The following is a 12,161-nucleotide window of genomic DNA, read 5'->3' as shown; positions in this document are numbered from 1 at the left end:
GTAAAAGAGAAAAACCCTCCAGATTATTGAAATATCCAAAAATCTGAAGAGTTTGCCTTTGATTTTCGCAATTTTGGTAACTATTGTTTCCAGGTGAAACTAACTATTTTTTGCGAACTTGAAAATATTCGCTGTCACTCCTAGACTTTCTTCAAAAAGTGACTCACGACCCCAGCGTTGCACCTGCTGACTCAGCAAAGCTTCCGCCTTTTGTTCTGAAAGTGAAGTCACCTGTTGAAACAGACCGGCAGATTGAGCGCCACCGTGGGTTTCCATCCGCATACAACCACCAGTTTCTGAGCAGATAACTGTACCACAGTCTGCCTGGGGATTTGTCGAACTGAGGCGCAAGGCAATCAAATCGCCGATAATATCACCTACATCAGCAACCGGAACTCCTGCTAACTCGGCTTCCACTTGTCGCTGTTCTTGAGCAATAAAACGGATGCGAGTGATGTCATAATCACCGCTTTCCTTTTCATAAGAAACTGGCTGCCATTGCAATCGGCTTGCTAGCCAACCCAAAAACAGCAAAGCTTGGGCGGGGTTGCCTTTTTCGTAATCAATCGTAACGCGGTCAATTTCTTTGAGAGCGGCGCGACGGTTAGGTGAGTCGTAAGCCTCAGCTGTCAATTCCTGCCATGATGCGAGGCGACGCCAGTTCAAGTCAGCTAAAGGTACACCCGTTTCTACCAACTCTTCTAAGCTGAGTAAATCACTTTCTGGATTGTTAAAGTTGCAAGAATCTACAATTACATTATTGCAGACTGCTGCTAGGCGCTTGAATAAACCATTGTTAGGGTCTGGTGTTGCCTTCCACCAGAGAAACTTTGGCAAGCCGCCAATCAACAAGGCTGGAATCATACCACCGATGCGTTCTAAAGCAGCAGCAGTTCCACTGAGAGTAATGTATTCGCAACAGATAAGTGTGCTTGAGGATTGCTTTTGGATGGGGCAATAGGCAGAAACTTGAGCCTTAACCCCTTCATCTTCGCCAGCAATGGGAAATAGCGCAATAATGCGGCAGGGGTTGCGGAGAGCGATTTCATCGGCAATTCTGGGGCTGCCGCTACTTAACCCAGTAGCAGAATGTTCACCTCCAGTCCCACCTCGCTGACCTTTAGCGAATTCTTCTCGTAATACAGTTAGAGTTTCTGGTGTTGCTGTTCCACTTTCTGGTAGATTATGTTTCTTTTGGACTTCCCGCAATGCTGCTGTCATTTGTGGCCCTAAAATTCCATCAATTGGGCCGTTGTAAAATCCCAAAGCAGCCAACAAATACTGAGTTTCTTCTGGTTCGTAGACCACTAAAGTAAATGTAGTTGCCCTAGTAGCACTGGGAAGTCCACCGTCCTCGCCAGTAATACCGTAACTTTGCCAAATTTGATTGAGTTCGGCATCTATTTCGTTAAGCGAAATATCTTTCGGTGCCTGGAGTGAGAAAATTGTAGAAGTTTGGGTAGGCATAGGAGATTTTGGATTTTGGATTTTGTCATTTGTCATTTGTCATTTGTCGTTTGTTTTTACTAGTGACTAATGACTAATGACTAATATTTACAGTCTGCGCCAGCGACGGCCATCCTGGTTAATTAAGAGTTCTGCTTGTTCTGGTTCCCAAGTACCGGCTTCGTACTGGGGAATATTATTAGGATCGGCGGGTGCATCCCAAACGGAAAGGGCTGGTGTTACTAATTGCCAAGCTGCTTCTACTTCATCCGCCCGTGTGAACAATGTTTGATCGCCCATCATACAATCAAGGAATAAGCGATCGTAGGCATCGGATGTTGCTTGGATGCCAAAGGAACCATAACTAAAGTCCATGTCAACGGAACGGGTGCGGAATTCTGCCCCAGGCATTTTGACATCAAAGCGCAGGGAAATACCTTCATTTGGCTGAATCCGCATCGTCAAAATGTTGGCATTTGTCTGTTGGGCAGCAGATTGGAACATCCGAGATGGAACTTCGCGGAAGTGAATGGAAATCTCACTGACTTTTTTCGGCATCCGCTTTCCAGTCCGCAAGTAGAAAGGAACACCTTTCCAGCGCCAGTTATCCACCACAAACTTCATTGCGACATAAGTGGGTGTGGTGGAGTTGGGGTTAACGCCTGGTTCTGTCCGATACCCTGGCACTGCTTGACCCTTCATCCAGCCAGCACTGTATTGCCCACGGACTGCTGACCGCGACAGATTGTGAACATCAGCTAAACGAGTAGCTTGGAGTACCTTCACTTTTTCTGTACGAATACTATCGGCATCCATTGCGTTAGGTGCTTCCATCGCGGTTAGGCAGTAAAGTTGCATGAGGTGATTTTGCAACATATCCCGCAGTGCGCCGACGGTTTCATAGTAGCCAGCCCGGTCTTCCACTCCCACGGTTTCTGCGACGGTAATTTGTACGTGGTCAACAAATTGGCGATTCCACAAGGGTTCAAAAATCGCATTGGCAAAGCGAAACACCAGCAAATTCTGGACTGTTTCTTTACCTAAGTAGTGGTCAATGCGGTATACTTGGTTTTCTTTGCAATACTTCTGTACCACTTGGTTAAGACTTTGGGCAGAAGCCAAGTCTCGACCAAAGGGTTTCTCGATTACTAGACGATGTTTGTAGGGATCTTCTAGCATCCCACCGCTTCCTAGCTGCTTAATGGCTTCGGGAAAGAATGAGGGGGCAACGGAGAGGTAGAACATGCGATTACCTCGTGTGCCCCGTTTTTCGTCTAACTCACTCAATAAGGTTTTTAATTTCTTGTAGCTTTCAGGGTTGTCTATATCCCCAGGACTGTAGAACAGACCTTGAGAGAAGTCTTGCCAAAGTTCCCCTAAATCGACATCAGGATGTGCCTCTTCCATGCCCTTCTGCATTTGTTCACGGAAGTATTCATGGCTCCACTCTCGACGCGCTACGCCGACAATAGTAGTTTCTGGCGGTATCCGCCGTTCTCGCCGCAATTTGTAAAGTGCTGGCACTAGTTTGCGCCAGGTGAGATCACCAGAAGCGCCAAAGATAACTATAATCTGGGGTTCGGGCATCCCTTGTTGTTGCAGACCAACGCGTAAGGGATTTTCTAGCAGACTAACCATAGAAGTTTTGGATTTTAGATTGGGTACTAGGATTGGGGAAAGGGAAAGGGGGAAAGGGGAAGGGGGAAAGGGGAAGAACTATACCTTTACCCTTTACCCTTTAACCTTTTCCCCTCTTCTGTTCCCTACACTGGTGACAATACCTTGATCTTGTCTTCTAAAGAGTTCATCAAGGACTGGAAGGGCTGAATGAACTTGTCAATACCGTCAACTAACAGTTCATCCATGACGGCATCAAGATCGATGTTGATGTCGGGATCTTTAAGGTTTTTGATCAGGGTGTAGGCATTATCTACATCTGTTTCTAAGCGATCGCCTACGTTACAATGATCGGCACAAGCTTTAATCGTTGCTGGTGGTACGGTGTTAACGGTATCTCGCCCAATCAACTCTTCGATATACATCACGTCGTTGTAGTGGGGGTCTTTGGTGCTAGTACTAGCCCAAAGTAGCCGTTGTACTGTGGCTCCTTTTGCTGCTAAGGCTTTCCAACGATCGCCCTCGATAATTTTCTTGTATTCTTGGTAAGCAATCTTAGCGTTAGCGATCGCTACTTTTCCTTTAACATCTCGTAGCTTCGCTTCCACAGAAATATCATCAACGCCTTTTTTCAACTTAGCATCAATCTTGGCGTCAATGTTGCTATCAATCCGGCTGAGGAAGAAGCTAGCAACTGAAGCAATTCTACTAATGTCCTTGCCCTCAGCCAACCGTTTTTCTAAGCCACGAATATAAGCCCAAGCTGTGTTTACGTAGCTTTCTACAGAAAACAGCAACGTGATATTAACATTCATTCCTTCGGCTATTACCTGCTCTACTGCTGGCAAACCAGGTTCTGTTCCGGGAATTTTAATCATCAGATTTTCCCGACCAATTTCTTGGAAATAGCGTCGGGCTTCGGTTATTGTTGCTTCAGTATCATGGGCGATGTTTGGCGGTACTTCAATACTTACATAACCATCTAGTCTATTCGAGGCTTCATAAACAGGGCGTAAAATATCACAAGCATTACGGATATCTGCAAAAACTAGGGATTCGTAAATTTTATCTATGGGTAAATTAGCACGAACTCCGGCTTCTATATCGACATCATAAATGACGTTACCTGCGATCGCTTTCTCAAAAATAGCTGGGTTAGAGGTAATCCCAGAGATACCTTGATTTTCAACCAGGTCTTTGAGTTCGCCTGATTGAATAATGTCACGGCTCAAATTATCCATCCAGATACTTTGACCGTATTGCTTAATTTCTAGTAAATGATTGGTAGACATAGCTCTAATTCGTTTCACTCCTGTATAGTGATCTTTCTAATTAAGTTGGCAAAACCCATCAAAATTTGATGTTTACTCTTGAATTGTGGCGTTGCCAATCACTTATTCGCATCGGCCAGCTGAGATAATCTTTAATACATCTTTAAAGAAGTGCTATTCTGCATCGCCAATCTTAAATCACCATGATTAACTTTTAATTAATGCCAGATGCTAGACGTATCCTTGATCCTTTTATTACCGTCTTCTAGTGCAGCATGGCAAAAATAACTATCCAGTTGAAAAGATTTAAAAAGCTTTCTTTACAAGCTTTATTTGCTCCTCAATTGTGCTTTTTTACACTGGTTAAGGTTGGCAGAAATAAACTTACCATTTGAGTACAACTAGAAAGCCCAAAATTAAACCCTTTTAACTTTTAACTTTTGATTTTTGACTTTTGACTTCCGCCTTGCGGCACTAGTGTCCGTTTTGAATAAAAGACTCCACCTTTGCTACATCCTCTTTGCTACCAATAATTAAAGGTGTGCGTTGATGCAATTTTTTCGGTACTACATCTAAGATATCCATCAGTCCAGTAGTGGCGCGACCACCTGCTTGTTCAATCAAAAAGGCTAGAGGAGCGGTTTCATAAAGCAAGCGTAATTTACCTTCTGGGTTTTGAATTGTGCCTGGGTACAGAAACACTCCACCTTGAACTAAAATTCTATGGATGTCGCTCACCATTGCGCCGCTATAACGAGCGCTGTAGCCTTCTGTGCGATGAACGTAGCGGATGTATTCTCGAATTGATTCTTCCCACTGCCAGAAATTACCCTCATTCACGCTGTAAACAGAACCGTGGTTAGGAATCCGAATGTTCTCTTCTGTGAGAATAAATTCTCCTAAACTGGGATCAAGGACAAAAGAATGAACGCCCTTACCTATAGTATAAACCAGCATTGTACTGGGGCCATATAGGATGTATCCGGCAGCGAGTTGCTTGCGTCCGTTGGTGAGGAGGTCAGTTGCCTTTTGATCGCTATCAGTTCCTTCTTGTTGGCGAATGGCAAAAATGGAACCTAAGCTGAGATTATTATCAGTATTGGATGAGCCATCAATTGGGTCATACAGCAAGGTATAGCGACCAATCGGGCAATTTTCTGGGATATAGTAGGGTTTTTCCATTTCCTCAGAAGCTAGGCGACAGACTAAGCCGCTTTGCTTAAAAACTGAGATAAATACATCATTGGCATAAACATCCATCTTTTTAACGGATTCTCCTTGGACATTAACTTCCCCAGTAAATCCCAGGACGCCTTCCATTAAACCAGCGCGACTCATACGGCGAGCAACCAGTTTGCCGGCCAAAGCGATGCGATTCATCAACGCACTTAAATCCTGTGCATCTGGCGAAAAACTCTGAAGTTGCTGTAAGACGTGACGCGATAAGGTTGTACAATCACGATCTAAGGATTTGTCTGTAATTTCATTGATAGACGATTCTATTGAATCTGGCGCTTTAGCCATTTTTATGTTCTCCGCAGCCCTAGCTGTTAATTGGGTTTTAATCGTGTATGGCAACTTATAGTTGCTGCTTCTATCTTAGAAAGGTAATTTGATAACTTAGATGCGACTTTAGATAAACTAAAGAAATGAATTTTCAGTGACTCTTGCACTTAGAGCCTATATACGTACTAAGTCGTCTAAGACATCACTAATATTGAATTAGGAATTTACTTAAATTAGTTAAGTAGAGAAAATAATAAAAGTAACAAACAGCTAAGTATTATATGCAGCCTGAACTACCATGAAGTTATGGGAGTATCACGGTTAATATTTCAAGCAAATAAATTCGCCGTAGGCACTTCCTCTACAGCAATCAAGCTAAGTGGTTTCCGTGTCTACGGCGCTCTTTTTGTGATTGGCATCAGTTTACTGCCAAGTCCGCAATATCCTCTGAAAACAAACAATAAGTGTATTAATGGTACTTCAAAGTTTATTGTGGCGATACTCCTAAGGAGTCGTTTTGCGATCGCCAAAACACATTTGAGTATTTTTATGTAAAACTATGGTTACAACGGATACTGCTAACAAGAAACCTTAAAAGTAACTTAAAGACGGCAAAATCAAGGCAGTACCTTGCCTATGTTATTAATTATATTTAGTAGGATGCTGTAACTAATTTAGCTGATACGCGCTGTACTAATTCAGGCGATCGCACCTGAAGCGATGATTGGACTAATTTGTTAAAAGCTGTTGGTTTAAAAGAATTCGCCTCTGCGCCAATTGTTGCGCGTTATAGCTCAGAAAAACTGTGGTTTAAAGAATCAAAGTGAACTGTAAATCTAGCTTGGAAAGCAAGGGAACATGAAGAGGGATAAGCAGAGGCTCTGCCGGAGAGGGCATTGCGAAAGACATAACATCTTCAGAGCCAAGCCGAGAGACTAGTTTAGACCCACTTACACTTAGCGTTGCTCCTAAACTTATTTCAGAGGATACTTGAGATGCACTTACACTTAGTGTTCCTCCGACAATTTTTTCAGCCTCCACATCTCTGATGTCCTGCTCAACAATTGATTCAATATGGTCTAAATCCAGGATTTTTATTTTCAAGGAATGATGCATTGTAATCACCTAATTGATTATTTTGCTTTAGAAGCAAAATATAGCGTTTCCCAAGCAACTGAGGTACACCTAATTTTTTCTAACCTTTATCCAAAATGCCAGCAGATTTAAAACTGTACCTCACTAGACCGGGAAACGCTATAATCTAATTCTTTAATTTTCACAATAATTTGTAACTGTAAATCTACCTTGTTTACCAAGGGAGGATGAGGAGGGATAGGCAGAGGTACTGGAGGATGAGGAGGGATATGCAGAGGTACTGCCCAAGACCCAACTTCAGAGCCAAGCCGAGAGACTAGTGACGCACTTACACTTAGTGTTCCTCCGACAATTTTTTCAGCCTCCACATCTCTGATGTCCTGCTCAACAATTGATTCAATATGGTCTAAATCCAGGATTTTTATTTTCAAGGAATGATGCATTGTAATCACCTAATTGATTATTTTTCTTTAGAGGTCAAATCACCTCTATTTAATAACCCAAGTTGCAGCATAAATTTTTCTGCCAATTGTGCCAATTCTTCACAAAAGTTTATAATCTCTGCTGTCCAAACAGCACAAAAATCCCTGATTATTTCTATTGTTAAGGGAAATTCATCAAATGACTGAAAATTTACGCGATTCGTGCTGGCTTTTAAGGCTAATGATTTCTTTAGCTATTAGTGGCGCATACGTCAATGCTGGGGATTGTACCTTGGCTCAAATTACGCCTGATAACACTTTACCGACTAATTCCACTGTCAAATTAGAGGGTAATACCACAATTATTGAAGGAGGAACTCGAGCTGGAAGTAATCTTTTCCACAGTTTTGAGCAGTTTTCTGTACTCACTGGCACTCAGGCTAACTTCAAGTTCGACAACGCAATAGAAATTCAAAATATCATCAGCCGCGTCACGGGTGGTTCTGTTTCCCTAATTGACGGTCTGATTAAAGCCAATGGCTCTGCTAACTTGTTTTTTATCAATCCCAATGGAATTATTTTTGGGCCTAATGCCCAATTGGACATTAAAGGTTCTTTCATCGCAACTACAGCAAACCGCCTCAAATTTGCAGATGGCGCTCTGTTTAGCGCGTTTCCTCTCCAAAACACACCTCTGCTAACAGTAAGTGTTCCCATTGGTTTGCAATTTGAGGGAACAGCAGGAGGTATTCGTGTAGAAGGATCTGATCTCAAGGTAGAACCTGGCAAAACTTTAGCACTCGTGGGTGGTGATGTGACGTTGCAGGGAGGTGAACGAGCAGCTTTAAAACAACCAAATTTAGCGGTTTTAGGAGGACGGATTGAGTTAGGTAGTGTGGCTGGTGTTGGAGAAGTCAGCTTGAACCAGAAAGATAACGATTGGGTATTAGGGTACGCCTCTGTAAATAATTTTGGCGATATTCGATTACAAGACGGAGCGTATGTTGATGTTAGCGGTGTGGGCGGTGGCGATGTTCAGATTCAAAGCAATAATTTGGCTTTAACTCAAGGCTCAGTGATTTTTGCCGATACACAGGGTACAGAGGCTGGTGGAGAGGTGCTTGTTCAGACAACAACGACGGTGACTCTAACTGAGGGTTCGCGGATTACAGCCGATGTTTTAAAAGACGCGACTGGTGCTGGAGGAAACGTGACGATTGAAACTAAACAGTTGAGTATTCAGGGCGATGGCTCAATAATAAGAGCTGGCACCGATCCGTTGAGCAAGGGAGGGGGGGGAATGCTTACGGTTCGCGCTTCGGAGTTTGTAGAACTAACAGGAACAATAACAAGCGGCTTGTTTACTGAAACTCAAGGTGCTGGAAATGCTGGAAAGTTGACAATCAACACTCGACGGTTAAGTTCTCAAAATGGAGCGCGAGTATCAACTTCTACTCTAGGTGAGGGACAGGGGGGAAATTTGACTGTAACCGCCACCGATTCCGTGGAAGTTATTAATGGTAGTAGCTTGTTTACTGAAACTCAAGGTGCTAAAGATGCTGGAAGCTTGACAATTGATACCGGACGCTTGATTATTCAAGATGGAGCGCAAGTATCAACTTCTACCCGTGGTGCCGGACAAGGGGGAAATTTATTTGTAGCTGCTAGCGATTTGGTGAAATTACAAGGAACAGAAATATCAATAGATGGGCAACAATTCCCTAGCTTTTTAGCTACTCAGGCTGAAAATATTGGAGATGCTGGTAATTTGACGATTAACACTAGGCAATTAATTGTGGAAAATGGCGCCCAAATATCTACTGCTTCTATTGATCAAGGAAAAGGTGGAGATATAAGGGTTAATGCTACTGATCGGATAATTATATCTGGCAGTTCTCCCTTCAAAAGGCGTGTTCCAAGTGGTGGAAGTGAGTTTGTTAAGAGTGGCTTGTTTGTTAGCTCTCAAGGCTTAGGGAGTGCAGGCAACGTTCAGTTAATATCTCCTTTTATTCGCTTAGATAACGGAGGGAAAATTACTGCTGAAACTGCATCCGGTAATGGCGGTGACATTAGACTTTACGATCTAAATTTATTGTTACTAAGCGGCAAGAGCCAGATATCTGCTACCGCAGGCATTAATCAACAAGGTGGAGATGGCGGTAATATCACCATCGATGCCCCTAATGGCTTCATCGTCGCCAAACCTAATGAAAACAGCGACATTACCGCCAATGCCTACAATGGTAATGGGGGAAGAGTCAAAATCAACGCTACTAAGATTTTTGGAATTGCGCCACTAACTACCGAAGACCTTAAAAAGTTGCGCCCTATAGATTTAGACCCGCGTCAACTTCAGACAAATGATATTACGGCAATTTCCCAAACAAGACCTGATTTAAGCGGCATTGTAGAAATCAACACGCTTAATGTTGATCCTTATCGAGGATTAATTAACTTACCAGCCGTACCAATTAATACTCAAGTGTCTCAAGTTTGTCAAGTGCGTCCTGGTGAAAATCAAAGTAGTTTTACGATCACCGGACGCGGTGGCTTACCACTCAACCCCATAACAGAACGCCTCACTCCTGATTCAGTTCAAGTAAATTGGGTAACTCTTAACCCAAAGAGTGAAAACCACTCTAGTGCAGATGTTTCAACTCAGACAATTAGTTCTATTCCAGTGCCGGTTGTGGAAGCGCAAGGGTGGATGATAAATGCTAAAGGTGAAGTTGTACTCACGGCTAATGCACCGACAAACACGCTTTATAGTTCGTGGCAGAACCCAGCTAATTGCCGTAGCAATTTTTAAGATTTTAGATTGCCAACTGGGTAATTACTTGGAAATCATCAATTATAAATTATCAATTACCCTCAATACAGAAGCGATCGCGACTAACGTGGCTCACGCATACTTGGAGATTTCTATTGGGCTAATTTGTTAAAAACTATTGGTTTATCAGAATTTGCTTTTGCGCCAATTGTTAGACGTTATGGTTTGGAAAAATAATTGCGATGCAGCTAAAGCCGTGTACAAACAGAGGATAACTCAATATTGACGGTGTAATGCTGGAAAAAGCGCCTTATTTTAGTTGTTAACAGATATACAACACATATCAAGCAAGTAGGCATATTAAACTAACTACGTAAACTTATATAAAGCGCCATAAACACCTTAATTATAAGCTTTTAAAAATTTTATCTTTCTTAATTTAGTTGTGTTTTTTAGTGCCTACCTACTTAGCTGCTAGTTAATATAAGCAGTGGAAACACTAAATTATCGGAGTCAATAACATGGCAAATATTCAGGGCAACTCTGGAAACAACTATCTAGTTGGGACTCAAGGAAGCGATCAAATATATGGCTATGAAGGCGATGACACTCTAATAGGTGGGTTGGGCAATGACTACTTAGTGGGAGGAGGTGGTAATGACATTCTCACTGGTGGTAGTGGTAGAGATACCTTTGTCCTGAATTACTCAGGTGGTGGTATTGATAGAATTAAAGACTTCTCCGTTAGTGATGACGTTCTTAAAGTTACTACATCAACAATTGGCGCTTCTAACTATCTTATAGGTACACGAGCATCTCTGAGCAATTATGAAGTGGGCGAAGATGCTGGTACGGTTTCTACTAAGTCTGCAAATCGTTCACTAACGCTTGGTTCGAGTAACACTAGCCAATCTTCTAGTCTTTTTATATATGACGCAAGCACCGGTGCTTTATTTTATTTGAATCAGCAGATAGCTTGGCTATCTCCTAACCTTGACTGGAATACAGCTGTTGTAGTGGCTTCAAAAACTACTAATAATTAACATTGACGAATAAAAAATCTGACTCCATAGCAGAGTCTCTTACTAAAGTTGGGAGAGTCAAACTCGCCTTATACAGTGTATAGACAGACAAGGAATTCGCGCTTTGATTACGGAATTGGTATTCTAAGTGCGATCGCGTTGTTTTGTTTTTTAACCAATGTCATCTGTAATGCTAATTGCCAGTTAAAATCAGCAATAGAAACACGAATTTCTCAGGGAGTAACGAACGTGGCAACTATTCACGGCACATCTGGAAGCAACTATCTAACTGGGACTTCACTAAACGATCAAATCTACGGTCATGAAGGTAATGACACTCTAATAGGTGGGGCAGGTAATGACTACTTAGAGGGAGGAAGTGGTAATGACAGACTCACTGGTGGTAGTGGTAAAGATACCTTTGTCTTATATTACTCAGGTGGCGGCATTGATACAATTACAGACTTCTCAGTTAACGACGATATTCTGAAAATTAATACTCCTACTGTTAGCGCCACTAACGCCATCTCTAAAGGTTCTACAACCAATGACACTCTAATAGGTAAATCCGGTAAAGACTCCTTAGCAGGAGAAATTGGCAATGACATTCTCACTGGTGGCAAGAATAGTGACACTTTGCTTTCTATTACATCTTCTGAAGATGCTATTCAATTAACTAACTCTATAACTGATGTTTTAGTATCAACAAAAATTCCGAGTAACGAGATGAAAGTTACTCCTCCTACAGAATCTCCACATCCACAATTAACAATAATTGGTGGAAGTGCGGGACTGCCTAGTTATTGTAGCTATAACGCAAATACTGGTGCTTTATTTTATCTTGATCAGCAGTTAGCTTGGCTACCTCGTAACCTTCACTTTGCTAACAATGCATGACTTAGGCAGTGACAGAAAAGCGAAAATAGCAGGTATAGTCTAGTTTTTAGGGCTTCTAATTAGATTTTCCAATTACCTTTTTGCGATGCCTGTCTTTAAAAGTGCCGTTCTTGCA

At 42.3% G+C, this 12,161-nt stretch carries 10 protein-coding genes; 4 read left to right on the top strand and 6 right to left on the bottom strand.

Features of this window, described 5'->3' with window-relative positions; translation table 11 throughout:
* Positions 1-99: 99 nt before the first annotated feature.
* From opcA to fbp, 4 genes are all read right to left on the bottom strand, one after another.
* On the bottom strand, positions 100-1,467 hold the full coding sequence (opcA, locus tag RMY00_RS16245) for a glucose-6-phosphate dehydrogenase assembly protein OpcA (protein ID WP_322648629.1): 1,368 nt from the start codon (positions 1,465-1,467) through the stop codon (positions 100-102).
* A gap of 87 nt (positions 1,468-1,554) precedes the next feature.
* Entirely contained in the window at positions 1,555-3,084 is a 1,530-nt protein-coding gene (gene zwf / locus RMY00_RS16240) for a glucose-6-phosphate dehydrogenase (RefSeq protein WP_322648525.1), read from the bottom strand.
* Between the two features lie 125 nt (positions 3,085-3,209).
* Positions 3,210-4,355, bottom strand: coding sequence for a transaldolase (gene tal, locus RMY00_RS16235; RefSeq protein ID WP_322648524.1), 1,146 nt, complete (start codon positions 4,353-4,355; stop codon positions 3,210-3,212).
* Positions 4,356-4,808: 453 nt separating this feature from the next.
* On the bottom strand, positions 4,809-5,858 hold the full coding sequence (fbp, locus tag RMY00_RS16230) for a class 1 fructose-bisphosphatase (RefSeq protein ID WP_322648523.1): 1,050 nt from the start codon (positions 5,856-5,858) through the stop codon (positions 4,809-4,811).
* Positions 5,859-6,146: 288 nt separating this feature from the next.
* Here fbp and RMY00_RS16225 point away from each other — a divergent pair, with 288 nt between their 5' ends.
* Entirely contained in the window at positions 6,147-6,395 is a 249-nt protein-coding gene (locus RMY00_RS16225; protein WP_322648522.1) for a hypothetical protein, read from the top strand.
* Positions 6,396-6,650: 255 nt separating this feature from the next.
* On the opposite strand, the gene RMY00_RS16220 is transcribed toward RMY00_RS16225, so the two are convergent.
* Both RMY00_RS16220 and RMY00_RS16215 read right to left on the bottom strand, forming a co-directional pair.
* The gene (locus RMY00_RS16220; protein ID WP_322648521.1) at positions 6,651-6,956 is read right to left on the bottom strand and encodes a hypothetical protein; all 306 of its coding nucleotides are present in this window, start codon (positions 6,954-6,956) and stop codon (positions 6,651-6,653) included.
* Between the two features lie 107 nt (positions 6,957-7,063).
* Complete coding sequence (locus tag RMY00_RS16215; protein WP_322648520.1) at positions 7,064-7,378, bottom strand: hypothetical protein; 315 nt, start codon at positions 7,376-7,378, stop codon at positions 7,064-7,066.
* Positions 7,379-7,556: 178 nt separating this feature from the next.
* Between RMY00_RS16215 and RMY00_RS16210 the strand changes: the two genes are divergently transcribed.
* From RMY00_RS16210 to RMY00_RS16200, 3 genes are all read left to right on the top strand, one after another.
* A complete protein-coding gene (locus RMY00_RS16210; RefSeq protein ID WP_322648519.1) occupies positions 7,557-10,166 on the top strand; it encodes a filamentous hemagglutinin N-terminal domain-containing protein in 2,610 nt (869 codons plus the stop codon).
* Positions 10,167-10,648: 482 nt separating this feature from the next.
* A complete protein-coding gene (locus RMY00_RS16205; RefSeq protein ID WP_322648518.1) occupies positions 10,649-11,170 on the top strand; it encodes a hypothetical protein in 522 nt (173 codons plus the stop codon).
* Positions 11,171-11,398: 228 nt separating this feature from the next.
* Positions 11,399-12,046, top strand: coding sequence for a hypothetical protein (locus RMY00_RS16200; RefSeq protein WP_322648517.1), 648 nt, complete (start codon positions 11,399-11,401; stop codon positions 12,044-12,046).
* The last annotated feature ends 115 nt before the right edge of the window (positions 12,047-12,161 follow it).

The organism is Nostoc sp. ChiVER01 (assembly GCF_034531155.1).
Classification (GTDB): domain Bacteria; phylum Cyanobacteriota; class Cyanobacteriia; order Cyanobacteriales; family Nostocaceae; genus Nostoc.
The sequence above is the reverse complement of the archived record's forward strand: the minus strand, read 5'-3'. Positions and strand labels throughout refer to the sequence as shown.

Excerpts from the sequence above, each read along its gene's own strand:
- opcA (WP_322648629.1), bottom strand. The coding sequence starts at position 1,467 with ATGCCTACCCAAACTTCTACAATTTTCTCACTCCAGGCACCGAAAGAT.
- tal (WP_322648524.1), bottom strand. The coding sequence starts at position 4,355 with ATGTCTACCAATCATTTACTAGAAATTAAGCAATACGGTCAAAGTATC.
- zwf (WP_322648525.1), bottom strand. The coding sequence starts at position 3,084 with ATGGTTAGTCTGCTAGAAAATCCCTTACGCGTTGGTCTGCAACAACAA.
- RMY00_RS16215 (WP_322648520.1), bottom strand. The coding sequence starts at position 7,378 with ATGCATCATTCCTTGAAAATAAAAATCCTGGATTTAGACCATATTGAA.
- RMY00_RS16225 (WP_322648522.1), top strand. The coding sequence starts at position 6,147 with ATGGGAGTATCACGGTTAATATTTCAAGCAAATAAATTCGCCGTAGGC.
- RMY00_RS16220 (WP_322648521.1), bottom strand. The coding sequence starts at position 6,956 with ATGCATCATTCCTTGAAAATAAAAATCCTGGATTTAGACCATATTGAA.
- RMY00_RS16210 (WP_322648519.1), top strand. The coding sequence starts at position 7,557 with ATGACTGAAAATTTACGCGATTCGTGCTGGCTTTTAAGGCTAATGATT.
- fbp (WP_322648523.1), bottom strand. The coding sequence starts at position 5,858 with ATGGCTAAAGCGCCAGATTCAATAGAATCGTCTATCAATGAAATTACA.
- RMY00_RS16205 (WP_322648518.1), top strand. The coding sequence starts at position 10,649 with ATGGCAAATATTCAGGGCAACTCTGGAAACAACTATCTAGTTGGGACT.